Annotated in this window: 19 protein-coding genes; 9 read left to right on the forward strand and 10 right to left on the reverse strand. The window is 41.0% G+C overall.

All coding sequences use genetic code 11. The features are described 5' to 3' along the window. Positions 1–151: 151 nt before the first annotated feature. Positions 152–508, reverse strand: a complete 357-nt coding sequence (locus QQJ93_RS02075) for a RidA family protein (RefSeq protein WP_089123855.1) — start codon at positions 506–508, stop codon at positions 152–154. Positions 509–1013: 505 nt separating this feature from the next. Here QQJ93_RS02075 and proV point away from each other — a divergent pair. From proV to yjjG, 5 genes are all read left to right on the forward strand, one after another. Continuing rightward, positions 1014–2201 (forward strand): glycine betaine/L-proline ABC transporter ATP-binding protein ProV, encoded by a 1188-nt coding sequence (gene proV / locus QQJ93_RS02080; protein ID WP_089123856.1) that lies wholly within the window; start codon positions 1014–1016, stop codon positions 2199–2201. A 5-nt stretch (positions 2202–2206) separates the two neighbouring features. Next, entirely contained in the window at positions 2207–3304 is a 1098-nt protein-coding gene (gene proW, locus QQJ93_RS02085; protein ID WP_089123857.1) for a glycine betaine/L-proline ABC transporter permease ProW, read from the forward strand. 102 nt (positions 3305–3406) lie between these two features. Then, positions 3407–4399: a glycine betaine/L-proline ABC transporter substrate-binding protein ProX gene (proX, locus tag QQJ93_RS02090; RefSeq protein WP_431313584.1), complete on the forward strand. Its 993-nt coding sequence runs from the start codon at positions 3407–3409 to the stop codon at positions 4397–4399. A 226-nt stretch (positions 4400–4625) separates the two neighbouring features. After that, the gene (locus QQJ93_RS02095) at positions 4626–5117 is read left to right on the forward strand and encodes a MarR family winged helix-turn-helix transcriptional regulator (protein ID WP_089123859.1); all 492 of its coding nucleotides are present in this window, start codon (positions 4626–4628) and stop codon (positions 5115–5117) included. A 134-nt stretch (positions 5118–5251) separates the two neighbouring features. Continuing rightward, on the forward strand, positions 5252–5926 hold the full coding sequence (yjjG, locus tag QQJ93_RS02100; protein WP_089123860.1) for a pyrimidine 5'-nucleotidase: 675 nt from the start codon (positions 5252–5254) through the stop codon (positions 5924–5926). A 39-nt stretch (positions 5927–5965) separates the two neighbouring features. Here the strand turns inward: yjjG and QQJ93_RS02105 are convergent, their stop codons facing one another. From QQJ93_RS02105 to QQJ93_RS02125, 5 genes are all read right to left on the reverse strand, one after another. Next, positions 5966–6544 (reverse strand): hypothetical protein, encoded by a 579-nt coding sequence (locus tag QQJ93_RS02105; RefSeq protein ID WP_244943752.1) that lies wholly within the window; start codon positions 6542–6544, stop codon positions 5966–5968. Positions 6545–6602: 58 nt separating this feature from the next. After that, on the reverse strand, positions 6603–7010 hold the full coding sequence (locus QQJ93_RS02110) for a hypothetical protein (RefSeq protein WP_089123861.1): 408 nt from the start codon (positions 7008–7010) through the stop codon (positions 6603–6605). An 82-nt stretch (positions 7011–7092) separates the two neighbouring features. Then, positions 7093–7425, reverse strand: a complete 333-nt coding sequence (locus tag QQJ93_RS02115; RefSeq protein WP_089123862.1) for a zinc ribbon domain-containing protein YjdM — start codon at positions 7423–7425, stop codon at positions 7093–7095. Positions 7426–7470: 45 nt separating this feature from the next. After that, complete coding sequence (locus QQJ93_RS02120) at positions 7471–7686, reverse strand: LysR substrate-binding domain-containing protein (protein ID WP_089123863.1); 216 nt, start codon at positions 7684–7686, stop codon at positions 7471–7473. 80 nt (positions 7687–7766) lie between these two features. Further along, positions 7767–8420, reverse strand: coding sequence for a LysE family translocator (locus tag QQJ93_RS02125; RefSeq protein ID WP_089123864.1), 654 nt, complete (start codon positions 8418–8420; stop codon positions 7767–7769). A 295-nt stretch (positions 8421–8715) separates the two neighbouring features. On the opposite strand from QQJ93_RS02125, the gene QQJ93_RS02130 reads away from it, so the two are divergent. Next, positions 8716–8964, forward strand: a complete 249-nt coding sequence (locus QQJ93_RS02130; protein WP_089123865.1) for a hypothetical protein — start codon at positions 8716–8718, stop codon at positions 8962–8964. Positions 8965–9040: 76 nt separating this feature from the next. Here the strand turns inward: QQJ93_RS02130 and QQJ93_RS02135 are convergent, their stop codons facing one another. Then, entirely contained in the window at positions 9041–9949 is a 909-nt protein-coding gene (locus QQJ93_RS02135; RefSeq protein WP_089123866.1) for a LysR family transcriptional regulator, read from the reverse strand. A 110-nt stretch (positions 9950–10059) separates the two neighbouring features. Here QQJ93_RS02135 and QQJ93_RS02140 point away from each other — a divergent pair, with 110 nt between their 5' ends. Further along, positions 10060–11265, forward strand: coding sequence for a multidrug effflux MFS transporter (locus tag QQJ93_RS02140; protein ID WP_089123867.1), 1206 nt, complete (start codon positions 10060–10062; stop codon positions 11263–11265). Positions 11266–11388: 123 nt separating this feature from the next. On the opposite strand, the gene QQJ93_RS02145 is transcribed toward QQJ93_RS02140, so the two are convergent. Next, complete coding sequence (locus QQJ93_RS02145; RefSeq protein ID WP_089123868.1) at positions 11389–11829, reverse strand: Lrp/AsnC family transcriptional regulator; 441 nt, start codon at positions 11827–11829, stop codon at positions 11389–11391. 110 nt (positions 11830–11939) lie between these two features. Between QQJ93_RS02145 and QQJ93_RS02150 the strand changes: the two genes are divergently transcribed. Together QQJ93_RS02150 and QQJ93_RS02155 are read left to right on the forward strand one after the other, a co-directional pair. Next, complete coding sequence (locus tag QQJ93_RS02150; protein WP_089123869.1) at positions 11940–12527, forward strand: LysE family translocator; 588 nt, start codon at positions 11940–11942, stop codon at positions 12525–12527. A 291-nt stretch (positions 12528–12818) separates the two neighbouring features. After that, positions 12819–14141 carry a polysaccharide deacetylase family protein gene (locus QQJ93_RS02155; protein WP_089123871.1) on the forward strand — a complete coding sequence of 441 codons (1323 nt, stop codon included), beginning with the start codon at positions 12819–12821 and terminating at the stop codon, positions 14139–14141. 65 nt (positions 14142–14206) lie between these two features. On the opposite strand, the gene QQJ93_RS02160 is transcribed toward QQJ93_RS02155, so the two are convergent. Both QQJ93_RS02160 and cyoE read right to left on the reverse strand, forming a co-directional pair. Next, a complete protein-coding gene (locus QQJ93_RS02160; protein WP_089123872.1) occupies positions 14207–14788 on the reverse strand; it encodes a hypothetical protein in 582 nt (193 codons plus the stop codon). Positions 14789–14873: 85 nt separating this feature from the next. Continuing rightward, complete coding sequence (cyoE, locus tag QQJ93_RS02165) at positions 14874–15917, reverse strand: heme o synthase (RefSeq protein ID WP_089123873.1); 1044 nt, start codon at positions 15915–15917, stop codon at positions 14874–14876. Between the last annotated feature and the right edge of the window lie 4 nt (positions 15918–15921).

A 15921-nucleotide genomic window follows, 5' to 3' on the forward strand; every position in this document is an offset into this window, starting at 1 on the left:
TCTATGTGATTGGGGCGAGTGAACGCCGACAACAAAGCTGCAGCTTCAAGTACGAAGGGTATAAACGCAAATAGATAAATAAAACCAAAACAAAACGCACGCCGATATCAAAATCGACGTGCGTTTTTATTTATATAGTTTTGCTCATTATTTAATCTTTCTTTAATGCCGCTGTCACTATCAACTCCACTTTTAACTCTGGACGAGCCAATTTCGCTTCACCACACGCACGAGCTGGTGCGAAGCCTTCATCAAAAAACTGATCCCAGACGGCATTCATCTCTTGAAAATCTGCCATATCCGCAAGCCAAACAATCGTTTGTAGTACATGCTGCTTATCGGATCCCGCTTCTAACAATAAAGTTTCCACACGACGTAATGCTTCCGCGGTTTGCTCCGCCACACTCGTTCCTGCAACACCCACTTGACCACAGAGATAAACCGTCTCGTTATGCACAACAATTTTACTCATTCTGTGATTCGTTTGTTGGCGCTCAATTGTGCCCATGACTACTGCTCCTAATTAATAATTAAAAATAACGAACTTTTAAAATTCAAAAAATAGACAACTCGCTAAAATAGTTTGATGGCAGAATAACGGATTGATAAAAGTATTAGTATACCCAAGTGGCTTCAAGATGCAGAATTCAGAGCTATCATACAAACCTTTAGGCAGGAAAATTGGTGAAGGAATGCAATCACCTTTCAGAACCTAAATCATATTTTTCAAAAATAATTTCAGCCTCGACATTTAAAATTCTAATCGCATAAACATCGAAAATATTAAGCTCAGCATTCTGTACTCATAACCTTAAACTTCAAACACTTACACTTATTGGTTTAAGGGTTTTTGTATGTAAAACACTCTACAATAATCACAATTTTGTTAATTACATCAACATGTGCGCCCTGTCTAACTTTTGCAATTCCATGACAAATTGTTTAGGGTACTAAACAGTTTGCAAAGCATTCGTGTATTAGTTTTGCAAAAAAATAGCCAAGGATGCTAAATAATGACAACAAAATTAGAAGTAAAAAACCTCTATAAAGTGTTTGGCGAAACACCCGATGAAGCCTTTGCTCTCATCGATAAAGGTTTAGATAAAGATGAAATTTTTGAAAAAACTGGCCTCACTGTTGGGGTAAAAGATGTTTCACTCTCGATTAACGAAGGAGAGATATTCGTCATCATGGGCCTTTCTGGCTCAGGTAAATCCACCTTAGTTCGACTACTAAATCGCCTAATTGAACCCACCCGTGGCCATGTATATTTAAACGGCAAAGACATTGCGGTTATTTCGGATGAAGAATTACGTAATGTACGACGCAATAACATCAGTATGGTTTTCCAAAACTTCGCCCTAATGCCACACATGAGCGTTATTGAAAACGCTGCTTTTGGCTTAGAACTTGCTGGCGTTGATTTGGATAAACGTAATGATGCCGCACGTAATGCACTTGCACGAGTAGGGTTAGAAAACCAATCAGACTCTTATCCAGATGAACTTTCAGGTGGTATGAAGCAACGTGTTGGCCTTGCTCGCGCATTAGCAACCGACCCGGATATTCTATTAATGGATGAAGCATTCTCAGCACTCGATCCCCTGATCCGTACGGAAATGCAAGATGAGCTTATTCGTCTACAAAATGATGACCGACGCACTATTGTATTTATCTCACATGATTTAGATGAAGCAATGCGTATTGGTGATCGTATTGCCATCATGCAAAACGGTGTGGTAGTACAAGTCGGTACGCCCGACGAAATACTGCAAAACCCAGCCAATGATTACGTGGAATCCTTCTTTAGTGGTGTAAACGTTGCTGATGTATATTCAGCCAAAGATATTGCGCGTAAAAAACCTGCCGCAGTATTTAAAAAAGGTGAAACCGATGGCCCTGCAGCAGCACTGCAGATTCTATCGGATCATGATCGCGATTATGGTGTCGTGGTTGATAAAGCCAATAAATACTCAGGAATAGTGTCACAAGACTCTCTAAAAGCAGCCTACAAAGAAAAACGGCCTCTTAGCTCTGCGCTATTAGACAACACCGTTTCTTTACATGCTGATACCCCTGTTAGCGAACTGATCAGTCAAGTTGCAGAAGTACCTTATGCAGTGCCTGTCATCGATAGCGACGGGACATATCACGGGGTTATTACTAAGACCCGTCTGCTTCAAACTTTAGATAGAGAGTAATTATTATGACAACTGAAACAACCGTAAGTGCAGCGCAAGCCGCTGATCCGTGGGCTTCAGCTGCCTCAACAACATCAAGTGATCCGTGGTCAACTGCCAGCTCTGCTGAAAGTACCAGCTCATGGCTGAGTAACGCGCCAACTCAGCCTATAGACCAACCTATTGATTGGGCCCATCCATTTAAAGATGCCGTGATCCCATTCGATCACTGGGTTGAAAGTGGCCTTAATTGGTTAGTCATGCATGGTCGCCCTGTTTTCCAAGCCATTCGAGTACCTATTGATTTTATTTTAACCTCATTTCAAACCGCCTTGGTATCAACACCATCGCTAATCATGATCGCATTACTCGTACTAATCGCTTGGCAACTTGCCGGTAAAAAAATGGGATTTGCAACCTTAGTCTCACTTGCCATTATTGGATTTATCGGTGCCTGGTCGGAAGCGATGGTGACATTGGCTCTGGTTCTAACATCAGTCTTTTTCTGCTTATTAATCGGCCTCCCCATGGGTATATGGTTAGCCCGCAGTCAATCAGCGGCCAGAGTCATTAGGCCAATACTTGATGCTATGCAAACAACACCAGCCTTTGTATACCTAGTACCAATCGTAATGCTATTTGGTATCGGTAACGTACCAGGCGTAGTCGTGACCATTATTTTCGCCCTACCGCCAATCGTCCGCTTGACCATTCTCGGTATTCAACAAGTACCCGAAGAGCTCATCGAAGCTGGTCACTCATTCGGTGCAAGTCCAAAGCAAATGCTGTACCGCATTCAATTACCACTGGCAACGCCAACCATTATGGCTGGTGTAAACCAAACCTTAATGTTATCGCTTTCAATGGTAGTAATTGCATCCATGATTGCCGTTGGTGGTTTAGGTCAAATGGTATTACGTGGTATCGGACGATTAGATATGGGTCTTGCCGCAGTCGGTGGTTTAGGAATTGTTATTCTTGCCATCTTGCTAGACCGCCTAACCCAAACCATTGGAGTCGCCTCACGCGATAAGAAAACCCGTTGGTATGAAACTGGTCCTGCATCATTGATTTATCGGTTAATCAAAGAGAAACCAAAATCTGGTGATATTAAAACTTCCTAGTCCCCTTTTAAATTCAGCTCCACCGCTGGAGCAACGAATGTTCCAGCGTTCATAAACAAGCGTAAAAAAGAAAAAACAGGAGAAATGATGAAAACAACACGGATGAAAACTTTACTTACGATGACCCTATTGGCTTCTGCAACTTCGTTTGCCGTCAATGCTGAAACCCTACCTGGTGAAGGCGTGAGTGTGCAACCGATTCAATCGACAGTTGCAGAGGAAACCTTCCAAACTCTGATCATTGATAAAGCACTTGAAAAACTTGGCTACGATGTAAAACCAATCAAAGAAGTGGATTACAACGTAGGCTACACCTCAATTGCCAATGGTGATGCAACCTACCTCGCGGTTAACTGGGCCCCATTACATGATGACAAATACAAGCAAGCCGGTGGCGATGATAAGTTCTATCGTGAAGGTACTTATGTCACAGGTGCGGCGCAAGGTTACTTAATTGATAAAAAGACCGCCGATAAATATGGCATTACTAATATTGGTCAATTAAAAGATCCAAAACTAGCGAAACTATTTGATACTAATGGTAATGGTAAAGCTGACTTAACTGGCTGTAATCCAGGTTGGGGTTGTGAAGCGGTTGTCGCTCACCAAATGAAAGATTTTGGTTTAGAAGACAGCATAGATAACAACCAAGGTAACTACGCAGCGATCATCGCCGATACCATTTCTCGCTACAAAAATGGTGAGTCGATTCTTTATTACACATGGACGCCTTATTGGGTGAGTGGCGTATTGGTTCCGGGCAAAGATGTTGTATGGTTAGAAGTACCTCATTCATCTCTACCGGGTGATCGTAGCGATGTAGACACGACACTACCAAATGGTAAGAACTACGGCTTCCAAATGAATGCTATGCACATCATTGCTAACAAACAATTCGCACAAGATAACCCAGCAGCAGCAAAACTGTTTGCTATTATGAAGTTGAACATCAACGATATCAGTGCTGAAAACTTAATGATGCAAAAAGGTCAAAATAAACCAGCAGATATTGAAGCTCATGCTAATGGCTGGATCAAAGCACACCAAAAACAATTTGATGCTTGGATAGCCGAAGCAAAAGCAGCCGCTAAATAATCATTACTCAAACGGTAATCTATCAAGCTGCCACTTTTGGCAGCTTTTCTTTTAGGCAATAACTAGAGCAAGGAAATAAACATCTATTCGTAAGACGTTAAGGCGATAAACAATTCATAACTTATCGCCCACTACGATTCCAATTACTTTGGGAATTAACGTAATTAATCCTTTTCGCTAATGAGGAATTAATGTATTTTCTGCTCTCCAAAATAGGGGCAATAATATGGATAAACACGAAGAAGTTCTCATCGCCATTCGACAAATTATTCGCGCGATCGATCTACATTCACGACAACTAAATAAAGAGCTTGGTTTAACTGGGCCACAACTCCTACTCATGCGTTCAATTCGTGATTCAGGTGAAGTAACGATCCGTCAGTTATCCATGAACACCAATATGAGCCAAGCGACCGCGACGACCATTATTGATCGCATCGAAAAACGTGGTTTAGTTCAGCGCCAGCGCAGCCAGCTTGATAAGCGTAAAGTGCATGCCTACTTAACCGAAGAAGGGGCAGAGCTGCTAGAAAAAGCGCCGCTACCGTTGCAAGATCACTTTATTCAGCGCTTCCAAAATCTCGACTCATGGGAACAATCGCTACTGCTTTCATCAGTCCAACGTATTTCAAAAATGATGAATGCCGCTGATCTTGATGTAGCACCGCTATTGGAAGTAGGTAATATTGCGCACCATCAAGGTACGCCGAGTAGTTAACAATTCACCCTTTAGGCGCTAATTTTATATACATCTATACCCAAAGTAATTGGAGTTGCAGTGAAACAATGAACGCCAGCAACAAAGCTTCAACTCCAAATACAATGGGCATACTTTAGCTCACAGGAGTAACCATGAAGTACGACTGGATTTTCTTTGACGCCGACGAAACCCTTTTCCATTTTGATGCGTTCAAAGGCATGCAACTGATGTTTTCTCGTAAAGGCGTCAACTTTACAGAGCAAGATTTTGCCACTTATCAAGAAGTGAATAAACCGCTTTGGGTTGATTATCAAAATGGCGATATCACGGCAGACCAACTCAAGCACACTCGTTTTGATTCATGGGCGCAAAGGCTAAACACAACGCCAGCAGAATTGAACTCAGCATTTTTAGAGGCAATGGCTGATATTTGTTCTGTTCTACCTGGAGCCAAAGAGTTAATGGAAGCGCTTAAGGGCAAAGCCAAGGTTGGCATCATTACGAATGGCTTTACTGATTTACAAGCGATTCGATTGGCTCGAACCGGAATGGATATCTACATAGATCAAGTGATCATTTCAGAAGAAGTAGGCACAGCAAAGCCTGATAGCATCATCTTTGAACATGCTCTACAACGTGCGGATAATCCGTGTAAATCAAAAGTGTTGATGGTAGGTGATAACCTATATTCGGATATTCTTGGCGGTATCAATTTTGGGATTGAAACCTGTTGGTTGAACCCACACGGTACAGCAGCAACCGATGGTATAAATCCACACTACACCGTGAGTTCATTAGGTGAATTGCAGGCGATATTAATGGCTTAATTCAGTAATCAATAAGCAGCACAACTTATCTTAGTAGCACTAATCTCGATTCCATGGATAGACGGTTTTAGTGCTATGTTTCTGAAAAAAACGGTAGTTATGCTGTATGTAATCATCTTTTTTTAGTGCGTTAAAATCCCACTTATTCAAATCTAGATTAAAGTAAAGATCCCTATTGGTTAATTGCATTTGTTCAAACTTTTTTCTTGCAACTCGATAGACCGCAGTATCAGAAGAGTTACATGTAAACGTCACCGTCTCACTGTTTTTACCATTAATACTAAGTAGTGCCTGATAAGGGCTTGAAGAATTACACGGTATTTTTTTTACAAAGGTAAAAAGAAAATATCCATTATTAGTAGTATTGAGAAAAACAACGAACTGGTCATGCGTATAAACTTGACGATAAATGAGTTGTTTCGAATGATTCTCACGAGCACTTTGTATTGCCGTGTTATCTAGACTAATCAGCTGATTATCAAGCCAAAACCAATTCAAGCTTTGATCCATAAACGTGAGCGAACGATATGAATGCCATGCCAAATAGCCTAAGACTGAAAAAGAAAAAAAACCAATAAGTAATATATATTTCAAAAATTTATATTTTGTCAGTCTCATTCTATTTACCTTAAAAGAACGAACGTAAACTAATAGATAATGTTTCTTTCTAATAACATTACTTTTTCTTGCTCAGTTTAACTAAAGTCTCATGCCAAGCAGCACTGCCGTCTTTCTTTGTCACATCATACTCAGCACAGAATTGAGAAATCGTCATATTGCTATCACCAGTCGCCAATTTTAACGCCAATTGAACTTGTTGAAGCTTGCTTTGCAGACGCAACACTTGTCCGGCATTAGGGTTCTTTTCTTTGGCGTATTTTAAGGCGGCATGTTTACGTTCAGCTGCTCCCGCTCGGCGATCGGCTTCAGACAATAAGTACTTCAGTTGGGCAACGCTCTTTCCTTTTTTAAAGGCGGGATCGATCAACTCAACACATTCATCAAATGATGGGTTGACTACGTATGGATCAATTTTACGAGCTTGTTGGCGCATCCACTCGAGAGCAAGTTTTTCATCAGACATAAGGGAATCTTTACTAAACAACAGAATTGCATGGTATCGCTCAATAGCAAAGCGTTGCAATAGAAAATTAGTGACCCGTACATCAAGCTTTCTTTACATACTTACCCGATACCAACATTTCACCAATGCCTTGCAACTTACAATCCAACTCATGATCTTTGCCTTCAATAACACGGCGGATCACGCCTTTGGTACCGATCTTTAATACTTGCGAAGTACCAGTCACTTTTAAGTCTTTAATTAACGTGATCTTATCGCCTTCTTCTAATAGCGTTCCGTTCGCATCCTTTACTGTAAAGGCATTATCTAATTCTTCTTGCGGGTTCCATTCATAGGCACATTCAGGACAAATAAGGTGATTCTGATCTTGATAAACATATTCAGACTGACAATTTGGACAAGCAGGTAATGACATTATAATTTTCTCACTATATGGATATTCAGGTGATAATAATGGATATTAACTCATTTTTAAAAACTGCTGTTGAAAGTGCTTTAGCAACGCTTGTAACCGTTTAGGTTTATAGCGATCTTTATGATAAATCACGGAAAGGTTAACGTCGGGGATTTTCCACTCAGGCATCACTTCTACTAGCTTTTTCTGCTCTATCTCGGCTTGGCAATACAGCTTCGGGACTCGAATTAAACCACAACCTGCCAGCGCAGCATTAATCAAAGAGCGGCCACTTCTCTATTTAAATTGACCCCAAGCTGTGTCACCTGCATCGGTCAACTTTAAGGTTCGAGTAATGCGGATTAACGCACCATCGCAGATTTCACAATAGTCACGCCAATAATCCCTAATAAAGCACCTGTCAGTTTATCAATATAATACGCCATTTTGGTGAAGCGCTTTCTTACTCGAGGAACCGACAGAAAATAGATCACCGCAGCATCCCATGCAAAAACGATAACTGTCATCCAAATACCTAAACCGAGCTTAAAACTAAAACTCACATCATTAGTTAAAACAACCGTAAACAAGCTCAAGTAAAACAATAGATTTTTAGGATTTAAAATACCCGACATAAAACCTGTAAAGAATTCAAACCAGAATGTACTACCTGTCGATTCTATTTCTGAGTCATCGACAATGTCTAAATTTTGATACGCGCTCTTTCTTGCTCTCAAAGCTTTATAAGCGAGATAAATAAGAAAGCAACCGCCAACCACTTTAAGTGTAATCATGATAGGAACAGAAGCAGCCAAGATCGAACCAACCCCAATGAGGCATAATCCGATATAAACAGCATTGGCAATCGCAATTCCAAAAGCGACACCAATAGCATTACGACCCTTATTACGAATGGCACTTTTTACGACTAATACAAAATCGGGACCAGGGCTTAATAACGCCAAAAAGTGTGCGAGCGCTACGGTAATAAAAATACTGGTTAATGTGACATCCATGTCCACAGGTTCCTTTTACAAGATCTTACGAGCTGAAAATATAAAATTTATACTGCGCTTGGTACACATTTTAGTCAACTATCTCAAAATAAATCCATAATCAAAAACAAGAATACGTTCACCAAAATATATGACCACCGTTCATGGTGGAGGTTTATCCAGTGGTGATTCTAGTCATATATACCCAAGTAACTTCAAGTTGCGAGTTTCAGCAACTTGAAGTCACTTGGGTATATTTATCGATCTTCTTATAACTGTTATCCTACGAGCATAACGAGTTAATAGAGTAAAAATAATGATTGACGATAACCTAATAATTGAGACCCTAGACGATTTGGAAGCGTTCCTGCGCTTAGTAGAAAACGGGGGCCTTGGGCTTGAAAATGTCACTGGCGTGGCATTAGCAACCAATAATAGTAATGGTCGCCCATTTGTTGCGGTTTTAGATGATAAGCACCAGCTATTACTTGGTCGCTGGGTCACTCAAGACGTATTTGATAACGGTAAAGATATTGTACGTAACGGGCCAAAGAAAGCACACTAAGCCTGTGATGTTCCAATGTTAAAATAGGGCTGACTGATTCCGCCCTATTTTTTATCTGAATATGGCACTATCCGACCTACACCACTTTCACATCTTTTTCGCTTTCTAAACGCTGCTTCAAATACTCCACAAACAACTGAGTGCGGGTATGTTCATAATCCAATTTAGGATAGTAGGCATATACACGAGTATGATCTGACGTGACATTCGGCAATATTCGAACCAACTCACCACGTTCAATTTCTTCTTGCAGCATTACTTGGTTGGATAAAATAATTCCCATTCCCCGCTTGGCACTATGAAATAACGCTTCTGGATTGGTCGTCGAAAAGTTACCGGTTAAGCGTACTTTTTTGCTGCGTTCACCTAAGGTTGTTAATCGCACTTCTCTATCGACTTTTTCGCCCCAAATTAACATATTGTGATGGATTAAATCAGCAATAGTCTGCGGCTCACCATATTGCTTTAAATAACTTGGTGCAGCATAGAAGCCAGATTGGTAGTCAATTAATGGTGCAGCACGAAAACTGAGGGTATCAAGGTTTTCAATTTCACGACCAATGTAAATATCAAAGCTAAGTTCCGGCAGTTGACCGGGAAGTGTGGTGATTAATTGCACTTTAATGTGTGGATATTGATGTAAAAAGTCATCAACATAGCGCATAAAAAATTTAGAACCTAGCGCGAGCGTTGCGCCAACTCTCAATAACCCAGTTGGAGTTTGGTTAATAGAACGAGTTTCATCGACCAGAGATTGCCATTGCTCAACCTGCGCTTTTCCGCGATGATAAAACATCGCGCCCGCTTCTGTTTGGCTTAATGAACGAGTCGTCCGTTTGAGCAGCTGCACACCGATTCGCTCTTCTAAAAAATGTATGCGCTTACTTACCGCTGAAGTGGTGGTATTCAAACGACGAGCAGCCTGATTAAAACTGCCTTCTTCAACCACTCGAATATAAGTTTTTACCGATTCAATCCAATCCATCTCTCACACCATTGTTTCCCTAATAGACTCAATCCCTTTCCTATAGAGTCTATTATCATTTTATATTCACCAAAGTACACTAGCATAATTAAGTGACGCTAGGGGATAGCATGAAAACAGAAACGATAAATGCTTTTAAAAAAACGCCTCTTCTACTCGCGATGATGATCATCGCAACGGGTCAAGTTGGTGTAAGCATTTATCTGCCCTCTTTGCCTTTAATCAGCCATGATTTAGCGGTTTCTCAGGCGCAAGTTCAGTCTATCGTGACCTTCTTTTTAATTAGCTTTGGCTTGTCACAACTATTTTATGGGCCATTATCCGATGCCATAGGTCGGCGCCCAGTATTTCTAGCAGGACAAGGCGTTTATCTTTTAGGTACTTTGATTTGTGTGTTATGGGCGACCAGCTTTGAAGCTTTATTATTTGGACGTTTTCTGCAAGGTCTAGGCGCCGGTAGTGCATCGGTACTAGGCCGTAGTGTATTACGCGATAGTTATAACGGTCCTGATTTAACCAAAGCGTTATCTTATCTCTCTATTACCGCTTCTATTTTACCGATCATTTCGCCAGTGTTTGGTGGCTGGGTCGCCTACCATTTTGGTTGGCAAAGCGTGTTTAGTGCTGTACTGATGTATTTAATTGCCATTGTTACACTCGGCTGGAAAGTGCTACCAGAAACGTTACCCTACCCTAAAAGCCGCTTTAATCCGATAAAAGTATTAAAGGGTTATGGTGAACTCATTACCTGTAAGCAAGTTATTTCAAGTGCTAGTTATAATTGGATCAGCTATTTAGGCGCGGTTGTCTCACTGTCTGTTTTACCTTTCTTACTGCAAAAACAACTTGGTATGACGGTATCTGATTACGGTGAAGCGATGATCATTCCATCAGCAGGATTATTAGTTGGTAGCGTCATGGTTAACCGCCTGCATAAGTATTTCTCGCAAGCTCGCTTGTTGTGCATCGCATTTAGTTTAATGGTGATTGCAGGTGTTTGGCTACTTGCTATGCCTTTATCCGGCTTTCATTTAATCAGCGCATTTACCTTGTTAACTGTCGCACAAGGCATGAGCTTTCCAATTTCGATGTCACTATTATTAGAGCCACATCCAAATCGAGTTGGTGCAGTATCTGCATTATCCGGGTCCATTCAAATGTGTATTGCCGGCTTTTTTGGAGAATTCTTAGTACGCAATTTTGTTTCAAGCCAAAACGATCTTGGCATTTTTTATTGCTGTACTGCGATGCTCATGATGACGGTATTGGTGCTAAGTCGACGCTCGCAAGCCACTACCCAAACGCAACCTAATTAATCCATTTATACAGATTAGTTTGAAAGGTGCCTTCCTTCGCCAATCTTCCTTACCTAAAGGTTTGGATGATAGCTCTGAATTCTGCATATTGAAGTCACTTGGATATATACTGTGGACTCACTCTTAACGAGTATCTTTCGGCGTGTCCATCACTACTAGCGTTGTGATGGTATTCACCTGTGGGATCTCGCCCAGTACTTCAGAATGGAAGCGTTTATAACGAGTGAGATCTTTAGTTTCCACGCGTAACAAATATTCATTCGCACCGGTGATGTTATGACATTCGGTAACTTCTTGTGCCATCATCACTTCTTGCTCAAATCCACGCTGTGACTTTTGGCTATGATCCGATAATCCGATAGTGACATAAGCAATAAACCCGATGCCCAATTTATCCGAGTTGAGTATCGCTCGATATCCACTTATCACACCTTGACGCTCTAACTCTTGCACCCGTCTTAATGTCGCAGAAGGCGATAGACCAATTCGCTCCGATAGCTCAACATTCGATAATCGGCCATCAGCCTGAAGCTCTTGCAATATTCTTTCGTCAAACCTATCCATAATTTAATTTTATTGCTCATTTTATTTATATAGCACATTAAATAGACATAAAATGTAGCTAAAAACCCAATAATATACAAGGAACTGTCAAACAAAATGGAAGCTAAGCAATGGATATTCAACAACTACTCGCATTATTTACTTTTGTTCTAGTGTCAACCGCTTCACCCGGACCTAACAACATTATGTTGATGACATCTGGCGCTAACATTGGCTTTCTGCGCACCGTTCCACACATGCTCGGCGTCGTGTTTGGATTTAGTTTTATGGTACTGCTGGTCGGGGTTGGGTTAATGAGCCTCTTTCAATTATATCCTGTATTACACCAAGTGCTGAACATAGCTTGTATTGTCTATTTATTTTATTTGGCATTAAAAATTGCTCGCGCACAACCCGGCTCTCAAAATACTGAATATCAACCAATGAGTTTTTTCGCTGCGGTCAATTTTCAATGGATCAATCCCAAAGCATGGACAATGGCGATCACCGCAGTCAGTGTCTATAACACCCTCAATAACTGGCAAGGCGTGTTAATTGTTTCTCTGATGTTTGGACTAGTGAATATGCCATCAGCCACGTTATGGATTTATGCAGGGCAAAAACTGCAAATTTGGCTTAATAGCCCACTACGAGTGAAGTGGTTTAATTATTCAATGGCGGGGCTATTAGTGCTCTCAATTGCGCCGATGATGTTCTAAAAAAAGTACAGTTCTAAACGGAATATTTCGATGCCATTAAAGCAATCTACAAATCGCTTATTTACATTGTAAATTCAATATTGATTCCATTAGTCGCAGTCTTTACACACGTTATTTTCCTTCCTCCTATTCTTGATATTGAATATATACCCAAAGTAATTGAAGTTGCAGTGAGGCGACAAGTGAATGAGGCCCCATGAGCATAGCTCGCCTATGTGATTGGGGCGAATGAACGCCGGCAACAAAACTGCAGCTTCAAGTACGACGGGTATATTAAAAAAGGAGAAAACGATGCTTAAACAAGGGTTTACTTTAAGCTTAGGACTGGCTGCTATTTCATTTTATAGCCATGCGGCCAACCAAGCCCCTTCTCAACTTCCACCAGGCAGTATTGCAATTGAAAATGCGCCACAATTTATCGCCATCGCATTTGATGACAATACCTTGGTGGATGGACAAAACTGGGTACTTGAACAGTGGGGAAAACGTACAAATCCAGCTGGACATGGTAATGCAGCCACCTTTGATGGCTCTCCTATTCACACAACCTTTTTTAATACTTGTGAAGCAATAACGGCGGCAAACGAACAAGGCACCAATGCTGGCCATGTCAAAGAAACCTGGTATCAAGCTAATTTACTCGGGCATGAAATGGCAAACCACACTCTCAATCATTTACATGGTTTGGAATTTACTGCCGCGCAATGGCAACAGCAAATTAATGATTGCCAGAAGGCCATGAGCAAACCATTTACTCAAATCGCTCCTGAGTTTCCATCCGATGCTGAAGGGATCGATGCCAATGCCGTTGGCTTTCGGTCGCCTTATTTAGAGTACAACGATGCCTTATTTACGACCCTAAATCAGAACGGCTTCAAATACGATGCCAGTATTGCTGAAGGTTATGAATCAAGCCACCATGCAGGGAATCAATACTGGCCTTATACCCTAGATAACGGCAGCCCTGGTGCCGACCTTGCGGCTAGTTGGGGAATAAAACCACCAACCACTCAACATGCAGGGCTATGGGAAGTACCCGTTTATGCGTTAACCGTGCCAGATGATGAAGTCGTGAAGCAATACGGCATTGATTATTCATTAAGAGACAAAATACAACAAAAAATGAGTTGGTTTGATGTGCAGTCTGGAAAAATTGAAGCGGGTGATTACAACTTGTTTTACATGGCACAACTTAGTGGCCCAGAAGTATTAGCCATTTTAAAATATAACCTCGATATGCGCCTTGCTGGCAACAAAGCCCCAATGACATTTCTTGGACACTCGACTCAATATGATGATCAAATCGATCAATGGACACCAACCGTCTCTACCGCAAAAGAGCGTCGCCAAGCAATTGAAGCATTTCTTGATTATGCACTTTCAAAACAAGAGGTGCGTATTGTTAGCCACTTAGAGTTAGTGAATTGGATGGAAAATCCGCAAGCACTTCCAAAACGATGTGAATCCATAGAATGGATGAAAGATACGTCTTATAGCCAAGCTCAAAGCGTCAATTATGCAGGTTTTGAATGGCAAGCAAAGTGGTGGTCGTATAATGAAAAACCACAAGATAAAAGCTGGTCTGCATGGCAGAAAGTGAGGACTTGTCGCTAAATGCAATCAAAAAAGCCTGCTATAAAATGAATAGCAGGCTTTCATTTTATCTAGTAAGAAGGAAATTAATTCTCTTGCTGAACATCTTCCATTTTTTCTTGAATTTGCTCTTTCGTCTCTTGCGCTTGTTCAACTAGCTCATCTTTTTTCTCAAGCAGCTGTTCGTTATTTTCCAACAAAGCTTCTTTTTTGCTAGCTAATACATCGGCAATACCCGCTAGATTATCCGCCAACTGCTGGGCTTTATCTTCTGGGAATTTCTCTTGTAGCGTCGTTTTTAGCTTAACTTTTAAATTCTCAAGCATCTCTTGTTTTTCCGCATCAGAAGCATCGCGAAGCTTAGAAACGGTACTCGCAATTTGCTTTAATTCAGGGAATAAGTTGGCATCTTTTAATGGGGCAAGTAATTTAACATCTTGTAGATTAGCATTATCAACTTTGCTATCTAGGGTCGTTAATAAAGCATCCATTTTATCTAACGTTTGTTCACCACGTTGATATAACGGTGCAATAGCTTCATTTTCAGCAAAGCTTGTGATCTTGTCGACCGTTAAAAATAGCAAGACCATAATGATCACAATAGGCAATAGTAGCCCACTGAATAAACCGACAAAAAAGTTATTAAAGCCAGAACCAAAGCTCTTCATTATTATTCCTTAAGAAGTTGAAATTAAAAGTAACTTCAATGTTAACCGATCTTTTAAAAAACGCCTAAGTATCAGATTATGAAAATTAACCAACTAGCACATAATGATCGACCAATAAGGCAACAAATAGCCCCATCAAATGATAAATAGAAAACTTGAAGGTTTGCATTGCGCTGTTCGGTTTCGGAAAGTATTTCAACTCACATGCTTTATAGACAAAGCCAAGAGATAACACAGTTGAAGCTATTGCATACAGTACCCCACTCATGCCAAATAACACTGGCAAGGCACAAATCATCATCAATAATATAGTGTAAAGCAGCACGCTAGTTTTAGTGAATTCTACACCGTGCGTAACCGGAAGCATTGGTATTTCGGCTTTTGCATACTCATCTTTACGGTGAATCGCTAGTGCCCAAAAATGTGGTGGCGTCCAAATGAAAATGATCATAACTAATAGCCAAGCGTGAGGATGAAGCTCATTAGTCATGGCTGTCCACCCTAATAATGGCGGCATCGCACCGGCAATACCTGCAATGACAATATTTTGCGGCGTAGCGCGTTTCAGGTACAAAGTATAAATCACTGCATAACCCACTAAACTGGCACAAGTCAGCCAAGCGGTTAACCCATTGACACCAGAGTACAATACCCCAAAACCGACAATCCCAATGACACTGGCAAATAAAGCGACTTTCCAGTTTTGTAATTGTCCCGATGGCAAAGGACGATTTTTAGTGCGAGCCATTAACCCATCAATTCTACGATCAATTAAATGATTCAAGGCCGCCGCAGACCCCGCCATTAAACCAATGCCAAGTAACCCTAGTACTAATGGTTGCAGAGGTAATTTTCCATCAAGTGATAAACACATTCCTACCAAAGCAGTAAGTAGCATTAACATCACAACTTTGGGTTTGGTTAGCGAGTAATACAAACGCCACTGAGCCAACCAATAAGATTTGGTACGCTGGCGAACATGCTCAGAAAAAGATCTTGGGTCAGAGGTTGAATCATCGGGAATAGAAGGGATTGCGGAGTGATGACCTGAAAGTTTCACCGAAATAGGATGGCTACCCCGCACAGGCTCTTGCTTTGGCGGGAAAGGAATTACATTAGACTTCGGCATCATG

Origin of the sequence: Vibrio algivorus (assembly GCF_030161215.1) — a bacterium.
GTDB lineage: Bacteria > Pseudomonadota > Gammaproteobacteria > Enterobacterales > Vibrionaceae > Vibrio > Vibrio algivorus.